This is a genomic window from Pseudoalteromonas sp. S4492 (genome assembly GCF_005886115.1).
Taxonomy (GTDB): Bacteria; Pseudomonadota; Gammaproteobacteria; order Enterobacterales; family Alteromonadaceae; genus Pseudoalteromonas; species Pseudoalteromonas gelatinilytica.
Genome location: NZ_PNCP01000004.1, coordinates 189,570 through 208,219, shown reverse-complemented (window position 1 = coordinate 208,219; position 18,650 = coordinate 189,570). Strand labels below are relative to the sequence as shown.

Below are 18,650 nucleotides of genomic sequence, written 5' to 3'. Positions count from 1 at the left end.
ACTATGTTAAACAATAGACGCGGCATTATAACCTAATATTTATGATAGTCGAGTCTAGGGGGCAATTATTTGGCGTATATAGCAGCATTCAGCGTTTAAGTGCGTAAAAAACGAACGCAATAAATTAACAAAGGAGAATTAAGCTTGCTTAGAGGTATTGAAAAGAATTAACTGGCTTCGAATAGAGGGAATGAAGCATAAATTTTAAAAGTGGTCGGCGATGCAGGATTTGAACCTGCGACCCCTTGGACCCAAACCAAGTGCGCTACCAAACTGCGCTAATCGCCGATACTGAGAGAAGTTTTGAAAATAAAGACCACTTAAGAAAAGTGGTCGGCGATGCAGGATTTGAACCTGCGACCCCTTGGACCCAAACCAAGTGCGCTACCAAACTGCGCTAATCGCCGATATCTTAAGTAAATTGGGGTGACTGATGGGGCTCGAACCCACGACAACCGGAATCACAATCCGGGGCTCTACCAACTGAGCTACAATCACCACGGCATTTACATATTTTCAAATGGCGCACCCGGAAGGATTCGAACCTTCGACCAACGCCTTAGAAGGGCGTTGCTCTATCCAGCTGAGCTACGGGCGCATCGAAAACTTCATAAGTTTGCCTGTAAGCGCCGCTTCTTAAAGAAGAAGTGGTCGGCGATGCAGGATTTGAACCTGCGACCCCTTGGACCCAAACCAAGTGCGCTACCAAACTGCGCTAATCGCCGATGCTTACCGTTGTTTGCGAGTGACCTCGTTAACAACGGGGTGCATAATAGTGATTTGACCGAGTTAGGTCAAACATTTTTTTAAGAAAATAATTCAATCGGTCACTTTTAGCTCACAATGGTTAAATATTGCAAATATAAGCTAAAATTTGAACTCTTTTTTATAAAGTAGCGCTTTATATAAGATTGCATCTTGGCGCTATGATGCTTTTCTGCGAAAATACGCAACATAAATAAATATGATCAAACAAACATGATTTGTGTATCCACGCCCCCTTTATTGGATAATCATATTTAGATGTATCAGTATCAAGTTAACTAACCCCAATGAAAGGTCACCCATGACGGCAAACATCATCGATGGTAAGGCAATAGCTAAACAAGTACGCAGCAATGTAGCAGAGCGAGTTGCAGAGCGTGTAGCGAATGGATTACGCGCTCCTGGACTAGCAGTCGTGCTAGTTGGTCAAGATCCAGCTAGCCAAGTGTATGTTGGTTCTAAACGTAAAGCATGTGAAGAAGTCGGCTTTGTATCTAAGTCTTACGATTTACCTGGCGACACGACTGAGCAAGACTTACTTGCATTAATAGATCAACTAAACGAAGACAAAGAAGTAGACGGTATCTTAGTACAGTTACCTTTACCACAAGGTCTTGATGCTGAAAAAATTCTTGAGCGCATCACACCACATAAAGATGTTGATGGTTTCCATCCTTATAACATTGGTCGTTTAGCACAGCGTATGCCGGCACTTCGCCCTTGTACGCCAAAAGGGATTATCACCCTACTAGACTCAACGGGTGTTCGTTATAAAGGTATGCACGCAGTTGTTGTTGGCGCCTCAAACATCGTTGGTCGTCCTATGTCACTTGAGCTTTTACTTGCTGGCTGTACTACAACAGTATGTCACAAGTTCACTCAAGATTTAGAAACTCATGTTCGCCGTGCCGACTTATTAGTTGTAGCGGTAGGTAAACCTGAGTTCATTCCGGGTGAATGGGTTAAAGAAGGCGCTATTGTGATTGATGTGGGTATTAACCGTCTTGAATCAGGTAAGCTTGTTGGTGATGTTCAGTATGACGTCGCGGAACAAAAAGCACATTTCATTACCCCTGTACCAGGTGGTGTTGGTCCAATGACTGTTGCAAGCTTAATTGAAAATACGCTTGAAGCATGTGAAAAGTATCACAGCTAAGAAAAGCTATATTATTGTAAAAAGGCTGCCAATGGGCAGCCTTTTTGCTTTTAAGTTTTTTGTTGTTTGAACTGCTTAAGTTTTAGCATCTGGGGGAGCACTGAAAACACAATCATCATAAACATCAATAGGTATTGCCAGTCTTGATATTGTTCGTTTATGAGCAAAACAGCACATACTATTCCTGCAATTGGGTTTGCAATGGTGCCAAATGAAAACTCAGCCACAGTCATGCGCCCTAATAACCAAACATACAAAATATAGGCAATAGCGGTATTGGGCACGATTAACCAAAATAGCGCCGAATATTGCAGCGCTGAAATTGGCTCAAATACCACTTGGTATTGCTCTGGGTTTAGCAAACTTCCATCGATAAAAGCAGCTAGCAATAATATGCTGCCACCAATGATTAATTGCCAAGTAAGCACAACCCACCAATGTATATGCACCGACAAACTTTGTACTAAGGTGCTACCAATCACAATAGTCAATAAGGCACCCAATAAAGCCGCCACTCCCAATACATTTAATGTGACGTAAGCTGGATCAAACAATAACCACGCCAGTACAACCAAGGCTATGGCGCAAAATGCTTGAACTCTTGCTGGACGCTGTCCTTTAGTAAGCCAAGCATATAACAAAGCGACAACCGGCACAGACACCATCCCTACCCCTGCTATAGCTGCAGGAAGGTTTACCGCCATGATAAAAATAAAGGCAAAAAACAACGCGATATTCACAGCACCTAGCGTTAACAAACTTGGCCACTGCGAACGGGTTGGCAAACTAGGTTTAAGCAATAAAAGTAATAACCCTGCAGGTAATGCACGCAATGCGCCTAATAAAAGTGGCGGCCAATCAGGTGTGGCATATTTGGTCACTGCATAGGTGGTGCCCCATAAAAAGGCGGGGATCATGGCAAGTAAAATATTCAATGTCTGTCCTTGTTAATACGAAGAGATGGCAAGGTAAAAGCTCAAGTACAGTTGAGGTCAATAGCTATATTGATTAATAACAAAAAAGGTTGCCTCGTTGGCAACCTTTTCAATTTGTAATATCTCGGTGGATACTTAAGCTTTACGCCATGTTGTTTTACCCGCAGAATCTTCGAGTACAACACCGAGTGCATTCAATGCATCGCGCGCTTCATCAGCAGCTGCCCAATCTTTGCTGGCACGAGCTTCGTTACGTTTTGCAATCAAGGCTTCGATGTGTGCGACTTCGTCATCAGCTTGGCCACCTTGTAGGAAAGCTTCTGGGTCTTGTTGTGCAACGCCTAATACCTCTGCAACACTGCGAAGTACATAAGCCAACTTACCAGCTTGTTCTGCATCGCTGTCTTTAACACGGTTTAGTTCTTTCGCAAGCTCAAATAACACAGGTAGTGCTTCTGGCGTATTAAAGTCATCATCCATTGCTTTTCTGAATTTAGCCACGTATTCATTGCTGGCTAAATCACATTCGATTGGTGTTACCCCACGCAGTGCGGTGTAAATACGCTCAAGTGACGAACGCGCTTGCTCTAAATTTTCTTGCGAATAGTTAAGCTGGCTACGGTAATGACCTGAAATTAAGAAGTAACGAACTGACTCAGCATCGTACTCTTTCAATACGTCACGCACGGTAAAGAAGTTGTTTAATGACTTAGACATCTTCTCTTTATTAACCTGTACCATACCTGTGTGGATCCACGTATTAACGTACTTGCCGTTATTTGCACAGCATGACTGAGCAATTTCGTTTTCATGGTGTGGGAATTGTAAATCAGAACCACCACCGTGAATATCAAAATGCTCACCTAAGTGCTTAGAGCTCATTGCCGAACATTCGATGTGCCAACCTGGACGGCCTTCACCCCATGGTGATGACCAAGATGGCTCACCTGGCTTGGCTTTTTTCCAAAGCACGAAATCAAGTGGATCTTGCTTATCTTGTGCAACTTCAACACGTGAACCAGCTTGTAGCATGGTTAAGTCTTGTTGCGATAACGCACCATATTGCTCAAATGTAGACACATCAAACAATACATCGCCATCTGCGGCAACATACGCATGGCCTTTGGCAATTAAACGCTCAACCATCGCGATGATTTCATTCATATGGTTTGTCACCGTTGGCTCAACATCAGGACGCAGCATATTTAAGCTGTCGAAATCTTCATGCATTGCTTTGGTCATACGAGTCGTTAAATCATTAATTGACTCACCATTTTCGTTTGCACGCTTGATGATTTTGTCGTCAACATCAGTGATGTTACGAACGTATTTTAAATCGTAACCAATGTGACGTAGGTAACGAACAATAACGTCAAAACCAACAAAAGTACGCGCATGACCAATGTGACAGTAATCATAAATGGTGATACCACACACGTACATGTCGATTTTGCCATCAACAAGGGGTTTAAACTGCTCTTTTTGTCGCGTAAGTGTGTTGTAAATTTGTACCATTTATAAAATGTCCTTAACGGTGTTTCGAGATTCTCTATGGTAACACTTGCAAAGCCGCTGCTCTAGCGCTTTATCAATTGAATAAGCACTTTGTTAATCGTTTTAAACAAGCTCTTTGTTAATCCAAGGCAACTACTATAAAATAGCCCCATTATTAAACCTGAATATAGGAAACCTCATGGTTGTACTACACACAAACTTTGGTGACATCACTATCAAGATGCACGAAAGCGATGCACCAAACACTGTTAAAAACTTCTTAGAGTATGCAAACGCTGGCTTTTACAACGGCACTATTTTTCACCGTGTAATTGATGGTTTTATGGTACAAGGCGGTGGTTTTGAGCCTGGTATGGTTCAAAAAGAAGTAAACAACCCTATCGAAAACGAAGCAAACAATGGCCTTGCGAATAAAGTAGGCACATTAGCAATGGCACGTACGCCGGATCCACACTCAGCAACTGCGCAGTTCTTTATTAACGTTAACGACAATGACTTCTTAAACTTCAGCAGTGAAACATCACAAGGCTGGGGCTACTGCGTGTTCGCAGAAGTTGTTGAAGGTATGGACGTGGTAAACAAAATCAAAGGTGTTGCTACTGGCAGCGCGGGTTTCCACCAAGACGTACCTCTTGAAGATGTCATCATCGAAAAAGTAACGGTTAGCTAATTTAATCGTTTAGTCTTTTTAAGCGGGCCTGTTGCCCGCTTTTTTGCGAGTAACCATGAATCAAAGTTATTTTATTGCCGATCTCCATTTAACAGAAAACCGCCCCGACATCACTGCGGCATTTTTTGATTTTCTTGATAGCAAGGTTATTAATGATGACGTTGATGCGCTGTATATTTTGGGTGACTTTTTTGAAGTATGGGTCGGTGATGACTACCAAACTGATCTTTCAAAGAGTGTTGCCGCACGTTTAAGCCAAGTCAGTGAAAGTGGTACTGAGGTGTTTTTTATTCATGGCAATCGCGATTTTATTATGCGAGAAGGCTATGCAAAAAGCGCAAGTATGACTCTATTACCAGAACAAGTTGTTATTGATTTATACGGTACCCCAACAGTTATCTTGCACGGTGATGAAATGTGCACTCAAGATATTGAGTATCAAAAGTTTCGTAAAAAAAGCCGTGGTTGGTGGTGGCCAAAATTAATGCTTGCTATGCCGCTTTGGTATCGCAAGAAGATTGCCCGTAACGCCCGAGAAAAATCAAAACAAAGTCAAGCCGGCAAAGCGTTAGAAATCCTAGATGTGACTGAAGATGCAGTATTAGCCATGTTTGAAAAACATCAGGTTGCTAATATGATCCACGGCCATACCCACCGCCCGAATGTGCACCATTATAATCACGCAGGTAAAACACTAACGCGCACAGTGTTGGGTGACTGGTATGAACAAGGATCATACTTAAGAGTTACACCTGAGCAGCAAAAACTAATCCATTCGCCCTTTAAATAGCCAGTATTTTAACTATGCTTTAAACAGTATTGTAAAAAACGCATTATCTATGATGAGTCAATTAAGCTGTTTTTGTTGCTGTTTTTTGTTTAGCTTTTCAGTCCATAGCCAAACTTGGCAACTGGTCACTGAACCATACCCGCCTTACTTTATTAATAATCAGAGCGAGCCGGGTTGGTTGCACGAAGTCATTATTGCTGCACTTAAAAGCCAAAAACACCAAGCAACGATTGAATACACCCATTGGGCGCGCGCTTTAAAACTTGCTAAGCGCCATAAACGTGTTGCTGTACTAGGGGCTTTTTATACAGAGCAAAGGGCTAGAGAATTTAGCTACTCACAACCCTTAGCAACTGCTCATACGGTATTATTTAAGCAGGCTGGCAAAGACATCACCTTTACCGGATCACTCTATTCATTAAAGCCATATACAATCAGCAAAGGCGAAGATTATGTGGTGAGTGACGAATTCGAACAGCATCCTGAACTGACCATAACAACTACAGATAGTTTGATTGAAAGCTTATTACTGTTAAAGCATGGCCGTGTTGATTTAGTTGCCGGTACTAAGGAGGTCGCACTCTATTGGCTCGACAAGAGTGAACGGTTACAGCAAGCAAAACAAACAGAATTAGAAATAATTAGCCCCTACCTTGCCACTCAGTATTTACATGTGATCACCAAAAAAGATCACCCTCACGCTGAGCTATTTCAGCAAAGCTTATATTTAGGCGTGCAGTCTTTAAAAAACTCGGGAAAGCTGGATGAAATACTTAAAAGCTATGAACTCAGTGCAGAGGAAATTGCAAGCATCCATCAATTATTAGCTAAACATTAGTGCTCGTTGAAATACTAATCGGTAGCGTGATTTTAAACTGTGTTGCAATATTTTCTGGCAGTTCATTAGTTGCGACTAAGCTTATCTTACCTTTTAGAACATTTGTAACCCACTGATGAACAAGATACAACCCAAGCCCAGTGTGACCGTGTTTTCTTGATGTGGTGAAGAAAGGATCAAATAGCTGTTCTCGCAAGGATTCATCTATACCTGAGCCATTGTCAGACACTTTAATACATAATGTATTGTCACTTTCTAGATAAACAGCTAACTGAACCTGCTTTGTGTCATGCTCATTAAAGGCATGAGAAATTGCATTGACGATTAGGCTTTCTATAATTTGTGAAATAACCCCAGGTCGACTCGTGATGTCTTGTTTGACATCGATGTGCGTTTCAATTGTTACTTTAGAGGCCTTAAAGCGAGATTTTAAACCCAGTAGAAGATCATGGGTGACTTTTTCGATATTAAAGCTAACAAGTTGATCATTCGAGCGATCATGGGCCATTTCTTTAAAGCTTTTCACATGAGCGATCGCTTTATCTAAATTTACTTTTGAGAGCGACAAATTATCGGCAATACGTTCAACTCTCGTTTCTAAAAACTGCTTTGTGAAGCCTTGGTCAATTTTATCTTTGAGTTGTTGATTAATTAACTGTGCATTTGATACTGAAATAGCAGCACCACCTAATGGGGTATTCATTTCATGAGCGACACCGGCCACCATTAAACCGAGCGATGACAACCGTTGCGCTTCAATCAACTCCCCCTGTAATTGATGCTGCTGTTTTATATAGCGTTGTAATTTGCTATTAGCCGCTACCAGCTCCTGCTGCTCATTTTCTAAATTTGCTGTTGCTTTAATGATTTGACACTGATCACGATAACTACGCTTTAAATACAAACCAGCAATAGTAATTAGACAAACAGCACATGCCAAAGCAATGCCAAATGACCATAAAAATATCTCCCTCAGTACTGAATTGTCCGCTTTTACCAGCACAATGATATTACTTAATGCATTGTCATTATTATTACCGAGATTCATTTTTAAAAAGCTGGTTGTACGACTATGCGATGTAATAAGTTGCTGCGTTTTCGGTAATTCAGCAATTGTTTGCCATAACTGATCATCATCTTCGCTGAGAGTGAGTTGTGGCTTATCTAACATAAAGCCCCACTCTTTCTTACTATCAGGATTTAACAACCAATAGCCTTCGCCATTAACCAATTGTATTTGAGCTTGCAAAGTACTCAGTGACTTAATTTGTTGTAAGGTTTTCGATAGGTCAAAATTGACAACAATTAACCCATCTAACACAAAAGTGTCGTTCGTGGTTCGATAGGATGCGCGCAATGTCGGCTCATATGGGGCGACGACAACGCCGCGTTCAACATTTAAATCTATTGGCGTGATGTATACATCACCTTTACTGTGCGCAATTCCTTCAGTGAAGTAATAACGATTACCTTTATTTTGCAACTGTTGTGGTGCCACAACTTGGGCTTTACCAGCTTTAAAATTAACGCGGTACCGTTCTTGGCCCTGGCTATCTAACCAACGTATTTGAGAAATGCTGTCAGCAGCTAAACCAAAATTAACAAAATGAGTTTGTATTTGTTGTTCAAGTTCAGCGTCGGATACGTGGCGTTTTAGCGCTTCGTCAGCCACCAGCAATTTAACCACTTTACGCACATCACCCAACTCTCTGCTAAAGGTATTATGCGCTGCAAGTAAGGTGTTATCTTGTAAAAGCGTGACATTACTTTTTTGTATTTGGTATTGCAGTAAATAAACCATAGCGCTTATAAATAAGCTGCCAATGACAATAACCACAAATTTTATAAGTAGCCTTTTCTTTAGTAACTCATATTGGTGATTTACTTCTACCATAATAGTTAGTTAGACCGGCCCTTTAGCCACTGCAATGCATCATCATAAAACATGGGTTTAGCGTAATAATAACCCTGCCCTACACTACAACCAGCTTCAACGAGCCAAGCGTACTCAGCCTCCGTTTCAATGCCTTCCGCTGTTACTTCAAAACCGAATTTTTCTGCTAATAGCATAATCATTTCGATAATATGTTGATTAGACCTCGAGTCTTGAATATTGCTCACAAAACAGCGGTCTATTTTTATATTTTGTGCTGGTATTTCACTAACATGGGCGAGCGATGAATAACCTGTCCCAAAATCATCAATGCTAATTTTTATCCCTAAACCGGCAAAACGACATAAACATGCATTGATCTTTTCATAGTTAAAAATTGCTTGGGTCTCTGTTACTTCAAGCTCAAGTAACGAAGGTGAAATGCCATATTCCTCAATACGTGCCGCAATCTCAACAAAGTAATCATCGGCTAACAAATCAAACGTAGAGGCATTAAACGCGATTGGCAAACTAACGCCCTGCTCTGCAAATTGGTTAATCGTTTGCATTATTTTGTCAAAAATCAACTTATCTAACTCACTAATAAGTCCAGCAGTTTCGGCAAGTTCAATAAACTCATCGGGTCTGACAAATGTTCCATCACCTCTTTGCCATCGCGCCAGTGCTTCAAAACCAATGACTTCATTAGTGATTAAATTAACCTTGGGTTGTAGGGCTACTTGGAGCTCTTTGTTGCGTATTGCGGTGCGCAGCTCTTGCATCAATTCATAGCGCCGTGTAATCGCTTTGGTATTATCTAACGTATAATAGAGAAGCTCAGCTCTTTGTGTGTTTTCATCATTAAGAGTAGACTCTGCTAAATTGAATATTTGCTCTGCGTTATGATCTTCAAAGGCGATTAGCTGCATAACTAAAATACGCACATCTAAAAACTGTTTTACCCCATCAATTTCAAAAGATTGACGTTTTAAAGAGTCAACAACGCTTTCATCTTCAAATGCATGGCTTGACACTAAAACACCTAAACAATCACTTTTAAAAACAGCGATACGAGGGTGATACGGCGCTAAGGCTTGCAAAATATTCTCGCGCATTTTTAGATGTGTTTTTTTACAAAATTCATGACCAAACCGAAAAGACTTTTCGTCAAACTGAAGTATCTCAAACACCACTAACTGAGTTTCAGCTTGTTCGTATTTGTTCATATTATCGATTTCGCGCTGGAGCCAGTTCCTGTTGGGCATGTTTAGCGTTATATCGGTGTAAGCAAGCTCAGTAAGCCGGTTCATCAGTGCAATATTCGAAAAGCCTGTACTGACATTTTCACTAAATACCTTTAGTAAAAATACATTATGCTCGTCGATGGGAACATCTGATTTAACAATCGTGATGTAATAGCTAACATCAACATCAGCGGTATCAAAATAAAAAACACTGTAATGCTCAGAAAACACATGCTCTTTTTTATCTCTGGCTAAAATATACGATTGCTGTGCTTCTTCACTGAGCACATCTGTGCTGAGCTCTTTACCATCAAGCCCTCTGTAACAACCGACACTAGTAAGAACTTTTGGGTGTTTATCAACGTGCTTTTCATTGCCAACGCATAATACGCCGCCTCCCTTAGATAGATGCAAAATTTTACCTATTTCATCTAGCACCGCATGAGAAAATGCACGTATGTCGTGTTTACTATTAATGCTTCTTGCCGCATCAAGTACTAACTGCAGTCCTTGTTTGGCATTTGAGATTTGCGAAATATATTGATACGTACGAAGATGGCTACTAACGATAGATTTAAGTTTATCTACCGTCATGTCAGACTTATTCCAATATTCGTCAATATCAAGCAATTGCATTACTTGCGGTTCGGGGGCAAAGCTTGGCTGCCCTGTTAATAGCACTATGCGTATATCGTTGTTGCCTAATACGTGGCGTATGGTATTTACAAGTCTAAGGCCAGAATCGTCTTCTTCCATCACCACATCAAGAAATACAATAGCGATATCTTTGTGACGCGATAACACAGACGATGCCTCTGACACTGAATTTGCCGTAAATACCTCAAGAGACTCATTGTTATCTAGAGATATGGCATTAAAACTGTTTAGTAATGCTTGTTGGTAGTTTAAGTCATCTTCAACCGTTAAAACTTTCCATGTTTTTTGGGCATACGATTGTTCAGAAGCATCTTCTTTAAACTCGAAAGGCACATTAGAATCACGCATGACTTCTCCTTTTAACAACTTATGATTCTATTTTACGAATGTTAATAGCAACCTAGGTCAAAGGTAGTGCAAGATTTTAAAAGGTACAAATTATTTACTAAAACAATAAATGAATAAGTATTAGAAAAGTAATGAGAATTAGTTAATTTGAATAGGGGGTAAAACCCACTAAATTTGGCAAGATAAATGAATTAGAGCGCCAAACAGGCGCTCTGATTTAATATATTATGCAGGCACACCGCTGTGAAATTTAAAGTCTTCATCTGGGGTTGAAATAAGCTCAGCTTCAAGTTGACCAAAAAATTCAACACGTTCGGTAATATCAAACTCACTGATTTCTTGCGCAAGAGTTAAATAATCTTGGTAATGTCGCGCTTCAGAGCGCAGTAGTGAGATATAAAAATCACCTAAGCGCTTATCAACATGCGGGGCTAATTTAGCAAAGCGTTCACATGAGCGGGCTTCGATATAAGCACCGATAATTAACTTATCAACCAAAGCATCAGGCTCGTAAGTTTTCACGTGGCGCAGCATCCCTTTCGCATAACGACATGGAGTAATGCTTTTATATTCAATACCGTATTCATCCATGATCTCAAGGACTTGATAAAAGTGATGTAGTTCTTCTTTAATGAGCATCACCATTTTATCGATAAGGTCTTGCCCGTATGGTGAATTCGATTTTGGGATCATTGATTTAGTCAGCTTGTTTTTATCAGCAAGCTCACGCCAATCTCCTTCTCGCTTATATACAAGCGTCTCAAATGGTTTTAACCACTCAAGCAAAGCATCACTACTTTCTTTATCAACTGCATACTTACGAATTAAAAACATGGCAGACTGAGCTGCTTTTAATTCGCAGATAAGATGGTCGATTAAAACCACATCTAAGTTTTCTTTTTTGGTTGCCGCAGCAATCCACTCATCGGGTGTTTCGCACTTTAAAAAAGAATGAATGGGCGCTAACAAATCAGAATAAGGCACTGAATAACTTCTCATCAAAAATCTTGATTCGATTTTATCACATAAATAAGCCCGCATTCCATGACCCATATCAGTGCAAGCTAATTTTCTATATGCACTAAAGAGTTACATTTTATCGACCATTTCGATTATTGCAGCTTCTTGACAAGGTTTAATTACTGAACCATAACTTAATCAAAGCTGTACAAAAATAAAACAGCTCACATTCCTTTTTACAGGGGCATTGATTATGATTCTAAACCACTTATGGGGCTTGTACGCCCACCCACTCGAAGAATGGCAAACAATTGATAACCGCCACGAAAGCTTGCGCTATAGCTTGTCGCACATTTTATTAATTGCCAGTATTCCTTCAATTATGGGCTACTATTCATCTGTATATTTAGGTTGGAGTATTGGCTCTGGCGATGCAGTGTTTTTAACCCATGATAGTGCATTACTCATTGCTATCGCGATGTACTTTGCACTGATTGCGGGCGTTTTTGCACTTGCTTACTTAGCACATTGGATGGCCGTTACCTTTGGTGCAAAACCCACCTTTACACAAACCTTAGAGCTCGCTGCATATACAGCAACGCCGGTATTCATGTCTTCATTTGCGGCATTTTTACCTGAACTTTGGTTTGTGGTGTGTGTAGGCCTTGTAGCACTTGCCTACTCTGTTTACTTGCTTTACACGGGAGTGCCAATTTTGATGCACATTCCTGAAGAGCGAGGCTTTATTTATGCCAGTTCGGTGGTCACGTGTGGGCTGATATTACTGGTAATTATTTTAGCTGCGACAGCTATCTTATGGACTAATGGAATCGTCCACCCTATGTTTACCTGAGTACATTGTTATTTTCCTTTCTTTCCACAAACAAAAAAGGAGCTATTCAGCTCCTTTTTTATATCAAATAGATATGCACTGATTAATCAGCACTGTTCTCTTCTTGATTGTGCAACTCTAAACTTGCTGACATGGCGTTTTCACGGGTTGATTTCGCTGAATCATTACGTAAACGGTCAATGTGGTTTAGGTAATCTTGGTCGATATCACCTGTGATGTATTGACCATCGAATACTGATGTTTCAAAACGGGTGATTTCTGGGTTTTCTTGGCTTACTGCCGAGATTAGGTCATCTAACGATTGATAGATAAGACCATCTGCACCGATGCTAGCATTGATATCTTCCACTTCACGGCCATGCGCAATTAGCTCAGCTGCCGATGGCATATCAATACCGTATACGTTCGGGAAACGAATCTCTGGCGCTGCTGACGCGAAGTAAACATTCTTCGCACCTGACTCACGAGCCATTTCTACGATTTGCGCTGATGTTGTACCACGAACAATTGAGTCATCAACAAGTAATACGTTTTTGCCTTTGAACTCACGGTCAATCGCGTTCAGTTTTTGACGAACTGATTTCTTACGCATTTCTTGACCTGGCATGATGAAGGTACGGCCAATGTAGCGGTTTTTAACAAAACCTTGGCGGTAAGGCAGGTTAAGTGCTGACGCAATCTCAAGCGCTACATCACACGACGTTTCAGGAATAGGAATAACCACATCGATGTCTTTATCAGCCCATTCACGTGCGATTTTTTCACCTAACTTAGTCCCCATGTTTACGCGTGTCGCATAAACAGACATACGGTCAATCGTTGAATCTGGGCGCGCAAAGTAAACAAACTCAAAGATACATGGCGAGTAAGTTGCTTTTTCAGCACACGCTTGTGAGAAAAACTGACCATCTTCAGTTACGTAAATCGCTTCACCTGGTGCTACGTCACGAACAAACTCAAAACCGTCGGTTTTTAATGCCACGCTTTCTGAAGCAAACATGTACTCAGTACCATTTGCAGTTTCACGCTTACCAAACACCAACGGACGAATGCCGTTCGGATCACGAAACGCAACAATACCGTGGCCGATGATCATTGCAATCGTTGCATAACCACCATTTACTTTATTGTTTACTTCGGTCACTGCATTGAAGATATCTTCAGCGTCAAGTTTTAGCTTGTTTGACTTGCTTAACTCATGTGCCACGATGTTAAGTAAGATTTCAGAGTCAGATGTTGTATTAACATGACGGCGAGCTTCTGAAAATAATTGCTGCTTTAATGCTTCTGCGTTTGTTAAGTTACCATTGTGCGCAAGTGCAATACCAAATGGTGAGTTAACGTAGAAAGGTTGCGCTTCTGACGAGCTAGAAGAACCAGCTGTCGGGTAGCGAACATGGCCAATACCAATTGTGCCTTGAAGGCGTTTCATATGACGGGTATGAAACACATCTTTCACAAGGCCATTGGCTTTACGTAAGCTAAACGTGTTGTTTTCAATGGTAATGATGCCAGCTGCATCTTGACCGCGGTGTTGCAAAACAGTTAAGCCGTCATATAACGCCTGATTAACAGGAGAAGTTCCGACTATGCCAACGATACCACACATTAAATTTATCCTCGCCGATTAACGGTTTACAGAATTTAAAAAGCTCGAGTTGTTTTCGAGGTACGAAAAGAACCACTCAACAACAAAGCCAAATTCTGGAATCAAAATAGAGTTGCCCCACCAATGCGTATTAGGTGCACCGGTAAAAGCATCAAGAAAGAAGAGTAACGCGCTTACGACCAACACGCCACGAAGAGCACCAAACACTATGCCAAAAACACGGTCTGTGCCAGATAAACCCGTACGTTGTACAAGCTCACCTAAAATATAGTTTAGTAACCCACCCAACAGGAGTGTCGCAAAGAATAATATGGCTATTGCGGCTGCATTTCTTAAAAGGGGTTCTGAAATACTTGTTAGGAAGGATGCTAAATATTGGTAAAACAAACTAGAGATGATAAATGCGCCAGCCCATACAGCTAATGACATTGCTTCTTTTACAAAGCCACGTATTAAGCCGATGATAGTGGATAGTGCAATAATGCCAAGTATGGCGTAATCAACCCAGATCATAAGAACCAACTAGTCGTTAATTTGGGGCGCATTCTATAAGACTACCTATAGAATTGCCAGATCATTTTGTAATTTCAAACTGAGTGACTTTGCCGTTTAACTTGGTTAACTGCTTTAACTCAGGAAGCTTACTCTCTAACTCTTTCTTGCTAAGTGAAGGACCTACAAAGACTTTTGTCAGTGTGCCGTTCGGGGTTTTGATTGGACGCGTAAAGGTTTTGAAACCATTCGCTTTTAGTTTTTCTTGTAGTGATTTCACATTAGGTGCATGAGAAAAACTACCCAATTGGATAACATAAGCCATTTGTGTGAGGTTTTCTTCTGGCTTACGGGTTGGCTCTGGAGCTTTGACAACGGTCTTTGCCGGCTCTTGGACTGCAACTTTTAGCTCAGTTTTACGAACCACAGGCTCATCTGTTGATGCTTCGACCATTTGCGGTGCATCATCGACGATTTGTTGCGTTTCATTAGCAGCAAGCTCAGCATCGTTGGCTTGAATATCTTCAACTGGCGTTTGTGACGGTTGTTCAGCAGAGGCGACTTTATTATCAATCGCCTCTTGTAAATCAATCGTAGTGAACTCAGGACGTTCAGGAATTGCTTTAAAGCCTTCAGTATAATGAACCTTTTCACCATCCAAAATATTTGGAATGAAGACAATAGCCGCTACAACCACAATGGTGGTACCTACTAAGCGATTAATAAACCCTGCGTTCACCGATTTCCTCTCTATTTTTTAAAGTAATTGATGGCTGCAGCCACTGTTATAAATGAACCAAACACAATCACAAGCGTGTTTTCATCGACATTTGGTAATAACGTGTCTAATGCAGTTTCAACACTCTCATATTGCGTGCTAGGCGCTGTTGATGTTGTTTCTGCAAGTGCGTTAGCAAGATTCTCAACCTTGTCTCCGCGGAAACAATCTAAGCTTGCTAACGACCATTGGTCAACTACATTTGCGACAGCCGACATGGCAGCCACTTTATCTTTATCTGCAAGCATAGCGACTAATGCATGAATTTTAAACCCTTGATCTTTATACACGCTTAATTTACGTGCCAAATAACGAGCAGATTCAGGATTATGCGCCACATCTGTAAAAATGAGCGGCTGCTCACTGAGCTGTTGAAAGCGCCCTTCTACGGTTAAATTTTCCAGGCAATCGCGAACTAGTTGCTCACTTGGCAATAGCTCAAGTTTAGCTAATAAGGTCAACGCTGTTGCAGCATTTTGACAAGGGATAGCAGGCTTAGCTAAGCGCCAATCGTTATCTTGGTACTGCCAGTTAAAGCCTTCACTGTCTTCTGTGAATTTAAAATCACGGCCTGATAACACCATATCAGCGTTAATTTCATTGCCGTAATCAGTCACTGTATGCGGAATCGCTAAATCGCCAACAATGGCAGGCGTATTCGGTCTAAAAATACCGGCTTTGTCGTAACCCACTAATTCACGGGTATCACCTAAGTATTCTTTATGGTCTAAATCTATTGTGGTGATCACGCATGCAAATGGGGTTACGATATTAGTGGCGTCATAACGACCACCCAGACCCACTTCTAACAGCACATAATCAACAGCGTGACGTTTAAAAATAGCCAGTGCGCCCAGTGTTCCGTATTCAAAATAAGTCAGCGGTGTGTCACCACGACCTTTTTCAAGCATATCGAATGCATCAACATGGAATTGATCATCAAGCTCTTGGCCATTAATACGCACGCGTTCGTTGTAACGAATTAGATGAGGAGATGCGTACGTACCGACACTAAAACCCTGAGCAAGTAATAAGCTTTCTAAACAGCGAGCGGTGGTCCCTTTACCATTAGTCCCTGCAATTAAAATTATTTTGCTAGGTGTATCGAGTAAGCCGACTTGGTTAGCAACGCGTGCAACGCGCTCTAAGCCCATTTCAATATTGGCAGGATGGACACTTTCTAAATAACAAAGCCAATCATCAAGACTTGATGATTGGCTAGGAAGGATTTCTGTCATAGCGTTTAATCAGTTAAGCTGAAATTTACGCTACTCTATGCTCTTGTTCAGTAGAAGGCAAGTTCATAAATTTCGCTAAGATACGTGCAAGGGTGTCACGCATTTCACGACGGTCTACAATCATGTCGATTGCACCGTGCTCTAGCAAGAATTCACTACGTTGGAAACCTTCAGGAAGCGTTTCACGTACTGTTTGCTCGATAACACGAGGACCAGCAAAACCGATAAGCGCTTTAGGTTCAGCAACGTTTACATCACCAAGCATTGCTAATGATGCCGATACACCACCCATTGTTGGATCAGTTAATACTGAAATAAACGGTAAGCCTTTTTCGCTCATTTTCGCTAGCGCAGCACTTGTTTTAGCCATTTGCATTAATGACATAAGTGCTTCTTGCATACGTGCACCACCTGATGCAGAGAAACAAATAAGCGGCATATTGTGTTCTAAACACTGATCTACAGCTTCAACAAAGCGTGCACCAACCACTGACGCCATTGAACCACCCATAAATGAGAATTCAAATGCAACAGCAGCAACAGGAATACCTTTTAGGCGGCCCTTCATTGCAACAAGTGCGTCTTTCTCGCCACTTGCTTTTTGTGCTTGGGTAATACGGTCAGAGTATTTTTTAGAATCTTTAAATTTTAAAACGTCTTTTGGCTCGTGCTCTGCACCAATTTCTTGACGTTCTGCATCATCTAAAAAGTTTTCAAGGCGCTTACGGCCACCTAAACGCATGTGGTGATCACATTTAGGACACACGTTGAGTGCTTTTTCTAATTCTGCTTTATATAAAATTGAATCACAGTCTGTACACTTAGCCCAAACCCCTTCAGGGATTTCTTTACGACCTGACGATTTGGTCGTTTTAGGTAAGATTTTTTCTAACCAACTCATTTGCAACTCTCTTAATGCTGTTCTGTGTCGCAGTCTGTTTAATTGGAAACACTCGCTTGTGTTTCTGATAACAAATAAACAGACAGATTTTTTCAATTAAAACATGAATTACCCGCAGACGATATAAAAAACTGGTCTTAGTAGTAGTCTACTAAAGTCTAACTGTCTGAATCAGGTAAAAACAAAGGCCCTAATGGTGTTTTAGGAATGCCAAAATGTTCAGGGTAATCCACATCAACTAAGTAAAGACCCGCCGCTTTTGCTGTTGCACTCGCTTTAGCACGTTCTTTTAGATCAAGTAATTCTTTTAACCACACTGGCTCATGCTTATGTAAGCCTATATCCATTAAACAGCCGGTGATGTTTCGAACCATGTGATGCAAAAACGCATTCGCTTTAATATCAATGATCACATAATCACCTTGGCGTTTTACCGACAAGTGGTGGATAGTGCGATTTGCTGTATTCGCTTGGCAATGTAGCGCCCTGAAAGACGTAAAATCATGCTCACCTATTAGATACTGACAGGCTTCTTGCATTTTAGTTTCGTCTAATGGGTGATGAAAATGAGTCACACCTTCGCTCATAATGGCGCCACGATAGGTGTAATTGTAAATCACATAACGATAGCGACGAGCTGTAGCACTAAAACGAGCATGAAAATCGTCACTGACAGGTTCAGCAAAACGAATCGAAATATCTTTTGGTAGTAAGGTGTTCATACCCATTGTAAACGCGACCATTTCACGCTCAGCATGCGTATCAAAATGGATCACCTGCCCGGTGCCATGAACACCGGCATCGGTACGACCTGCACAAACAATTTCAACTGGATGATTACAAATACGCGACAACGCCGTTTCTACTTCTTGTTGTACGCTATTAACGTGTGATTGACGTTGCCAACCACTGTAACGTGCGCCGTTGTACTCTACTCCAAGTGCTACTCGCATAATGACCTATTTACCTACTGAACTAAATGACGGGGCATTTTATGCGATCTACGAGCGCAATAAAAGCCACCGTGG

At 41.2% G+C, this 18,650-nt stretch carries 16 protein-coding genes and 5 tRNA genes; 5 read left to right on the top strand and 16 right to left on the bottom strand.

Going from position 1 to position 18,650, the window contains the following annotated elements; translation table 11 throughout:
• Nucleotides 1-211 precede the first annotated feature (211 nt).
• The 5 genes from CWC28_RS01660 to CWC28_RS01640 form a co-directional block, all read right to left on the bottom strand.
• Nucleotides 212-288 (bottom strand) — tRNA-Pro (locus CWC28_RS01660).
• 42 nt (nucleotides 289-330) lie between these two features.
• Nucleotides 331-407: transfer RNA gene (locus CWC28_RS01655), tRNA-Pro, on the bottom strand.
• 15 nt (nucleotides 408-422) lie between these two features.
• Nucleotides 423-498, bottom strand: a tRNA-His gene (locus CWC28_RS01650).
• A 23-nt stretch (nucleotides 499-521) separates the two neighbouring features.
• Nucleotides 522-598: transfer RNA gene (locus tag CWC28_RS01645), tRNA-Arg, on the bottom strand.
• 50 nt (nucleotides 599-648) lie between these two features.
• Nucleotides 649-725, bottom strand: a tRNA-Pro gene (locus CWC28_RS01640).
• 341 nt (nucleotides 726-1,066) lie between these two features.
• Between CWC28_RS01640 and folD the strand changes: the two genes are divergently transcribed.
• Entirely contained in the window at nucleotides 1,067-1,921 is an 855-nt protein-coding gene (gene folD, locus CWC28_RS01635) for a bifunctional methylenetetrahydrofolate dehydrogenase/methenyltetrahydrofolate cyclohydrolase FolD (RefSeq protein WP_063706811.1), read from the top strand.
• A 50-nt stretch (nucleotides 1,922-1,971) separates the two neighbouring features.
• Here folD and CWC28_RS01630 read toward each other — a convergent pair whose 3' ends face one another.
• Together CWC28_RS01630 and cysS are read right to left on the bottom strand one after the other, a co-directional pair.
• On the bottom strand, nucleotides 1,972-2,856 hold the full coding sequence (locus CWC28_RS01630) for a DMT family transporter (protein ID WP_105175205.1): 885 nt from the start codon (nucleotides 2,854-2,856) through the stop codon (nucleotides 1,972-1,974).
• Nucleotides 2,857-2,991: 135 nt separating this feature from the next.
• Nucleotides 2,992-4,371: a cysteine--tRNA ligase gene (gene cysS / locus CWC28_RS01625; protein WP_105175206.1), complete on the bottom strand. Its 1,380-nt coding sequence runs from the start codon at nucleotides 4,369-4,371 to the stop codon at nucleotides 2,992-2,994.
• A gap of 178 nt (nucleotides 4,372-4,549) precedes the next feature.
• Between cysS and CWC28_RS01620 the strand changes: the two genes are divergently transcribed.
• Genes CWC28_RS01620 through CWC28_RS01610 form a run of 3 tightly spaced genes read left to right on the top strand, consistent with a single transcriptional unit; the run spans nucleotide 4,550 to nucleotide 6,669 of the window.
• Nucleotides 4,550-5,041, top strand: coding sequence for a peptidylprolyl isomerase (locus CWC28_RS01620; RefSeq protein ID WP_054562080.1), 492 nt, complete (start codon nucleotides 4,550-4,552; stop codon nucleotides 5,039-5,041).
• A gap of 55 nt (nucleotides 5,042-5,096) precedes the next feature.
• Nucleotides 5,097-5,831, top strand: a complete 735-nt coding sequence (locus tag CWC28_RS01615; protein ID WP_138624622.1) for a UDP-2,3-diacylglucosamine diphosphatase — start codon at nucleotides 5,097-5,099, stop codon at nucleotides 5,829-5,831.
• Nucleotides 5,832-5,880: 49 nt separating this feature from the next.
• Nucleotides 5,881-6,669, top strand: coding sequence for a transporter substrate-binding domain-containing protein (locus tag CWC28_RS01610; RefSeq protein WP_105175207.1), 789 nt, complete (start codon nucleotides 5,881-5,883; stop codon nucleotides 6,667-6,669).
• Here CWC28_RS01610 and CWC28_RS01605 read toward each other — a convergent pair.
• The 3 genes from CWC28_RS01605 to miaE all read right to left on the bottom strand — a co-directional run bounded on the left by CWC28_RS01605 (nucleotide 6,659) and on the right by miaE (nucleotide 11,775).
• Nucleotides 6,659-8,563, bottom strand: coding sequence for a sensor histidine kinase (locus tag CWC28_RS01605; protein WP_105175208.1), 1,905 nt, complete (start codon nucleotides 8,561-8,563; stop codon nucleotides 6,659-6,661). The genes CWC28_RS01610 and CWC28_RS01605 overlap by 11 nt on opposite strands.
• A gap of 5 nt (nucleotides 8,564-8,568) precedes the next feature.
• Nucleotides 8,569-10,791, bottom strand: coding sequence for a GGDEF/EAL domain-containing response regulator (locus CWC28_RS01600; protein ID WP_105175209.1), 2,223 nt, complete (start codon nucleotides 10,789-10,791; stop codon nucleotides 8,569-8,571).
• Between the two features lie 225 nt (nucleotides 10,792-11,016).
• On the bottom strand, nucleotides 11,017-11,775 hold the full coding sequence (miaE, locus tag CWC28_RS01595) for a tRNA isopentenyl-2-thiomethyl-A-37 hydroxylase MiaE (protein ID WP_055021736.1): 759 nt from the start codon (nucleotides 11,773-11,775) through the stop codon (nucleotides 11,017-11,019).
• A 229-nt stretch (nucleotides 11,776-12,004) separates the two neighbouring features.
• Here miaE and CWC28_RS01590 point away from each other — a divergent pair, with 229 nt between their 5' ends.
• Nucleotides 12,005-12,604 (top strand): Yip1 family protein, encoded by a 600-nt coding sequence (locus tag CWC28_RS01590; RefSeq protein ID WP_063706798.1) that lies wholly within the window; start codon nucleotides 12,005-12,007, stop codon nucleotides 12,602-12,604.
• Nucleotides 12,605-12,686: 82 nt separating this feature from the next.
• Here CWC28_RS01590 and purF read toward each other — a convergent pair whose 3' ends face one another.
• The 6 genes from purF to truA all read right to left on the bottom strand — a co-directional run bounded on the left by purF (nucleotide 12,687) and on the right by truA (nucleotide 18,575).
• Nucleotides 12,687-14,213: an amidophosphoribosyltransferase gene (gene purF, locus CWC28_RS01585; protein WP_105175211.1), complete on the bottom strand. Its 1,527-nt coding sequence runs from the start codon at nucleotides 14,211-14,213 to the stop codon at nucleotides 12,687-12,689.
• 18 nt (nucleotides 14,214-14,231) lie between these two features.
• Entirely contained in the window at nucleotides 14,232-14,726 is a 495-nt protein-coding gene (locus CWC28_RS01580; RefSeq protein ID WP_036969851.1) for a CvpA family protein, read from the bottom strand.
• 61 nt (nucleotides 14,727-14,787) lie between these two features.
• Nucleotides 14,788-15,444, bottom strand: coding sequence for an SPOR domain-containing protein (locus CWC28_RS01575; RefSeq protein ID WP_105175212.1), 657 nt, complete (start codon nucleotides 15,442-15,444; stop codon nucleotides 14,788-14,790).
• An 11-nt stretch (nucleotides 15,445-15,455) separates the two neighbouring features.
• Nucleotides 15,456-16,721, bottom strand: a complete 1,266-nt coding sequence (gene folC / locus CWC28_RS01570; protein WP_105175213.1) for a bifunctional tetrahydrofolate synthase/dihydrofolate synthase — start codon at nucleotides 16,719-16,721, stop codon at nucleotides 15,456-15,458.
• A gap of 25 nt (nucleotides 16,722-16,746) precedes the next feature.
• Entirely contained in the window at nucleotides 16,747-17,622 is an 876-nt protein-coding gene (gene accD / locus CWC28_RS01565; RefSeq protein ID WP_063706788.1) for an acetyl-CoA carboxylase, carboxyltransferase subunit beta, read from the bottom strand.
• A gap of 158 nt (nucleotides 17,623-17,780) precedes the next feature.
• On the bottom strand, nucleotides 17,781-18,575 hold the full coding sequence (gene truA / locus CWC28_RS01560; protein ID WP_063706786.1) for a tRNA pseudouridine(38-40) synthase TruA: 795 nt from the start codon (nucleotides 18,573-18,575) through the stop codon (nucleotides 17,781-17,783).
• Nucleotides 18,576-18,650 lie beyond the last annotated feature (75 nt).